This window comes from Vibrio sp. 378 (genome assembly GCF_033339435.1).
This window is the reverse complement of sequence record NZ_JAWOUO010000715.1, coordinates 1-631: the sequence shown is the minus strand read 5'-3', so window position 1 is coordinate 631 and position 631 is coordinate 1. Positions and strand designations below refer to the sequence as shown.

General features: G+C 49.6%; 1 protein-coding gene and 1 pseudogene. Both read right to left on the bottom strand.

Going from position 1 to position 631, the window contains the following annotated elements:
* Positions 1 to 518: cation:proton antiporter (locus tag R7Q48_RS28450; RefSeq protein ID WP_318133678.1), on the bottom strand; the 518-nt coding region annotated here is incomplete at its 3' end.
* Positions 515 to 631 (bottom strand): annotated as a pseudogene (locus R7Q48_RS28445) (flavodoxin family protein); the annotation flags it as partial. The gene R7Q48_RS28450 and the pseudogene R7Q48_RS28445, both read right to left, overlap by 4 nt.

The window sequence follows — 631 nt, the reverse complement described above, 5'->3', positions numbered from 1 at the left end:
AACTCCGGCAGGGCCAACAATGGAATAAAGGCCAACATCGGGATAACGGCGATATCTTGAAAGAGCAGAACAGAAAACGCGTTTTTACCACCTTCTGTTTTGGTTAGCCCTTTTTCGCTAAAGGTTTGCAGCACAATGGCGGTTGATGACAGCGCGAAAATTAGGCCAATCGCCAGAGCAATCGTCCAAGGCTGCTCAAAGTACAAGGCGATACCCATAATCGCGGCGACAGTGCCGCCAACTTGCAAGCCACCTAACCCCATCAAGCGATTACGCATCGCCCACAGCATTTTAGGTTCGAGTTCTAAACCAACAAGGAACAGCATCATTACAACGCCAAATTCCGCAAAATGTTGGATGGTTGTGGTCTCTTCGCCTACTAGGCCGATAATTGGGCCAATCACCACGCCGGCAATTAAGTAGCCCAACACAGAGCCTAAACCTAAGCGTTTTGCTAACGGAACCGCGATAACGGCGGCTACAAGGTACACAAAGGCTTGTAAGAATATTCCTGTCATGACGCCTCCTTGATGAGCTCCGGCAATGCACTGTTAAGTTTAATGAGCGAAGCGGCGGCCTCGACATCCAATCGGTCTTCGACCAGCGCCGTTAAGAGCTTTTTATAGCGTTC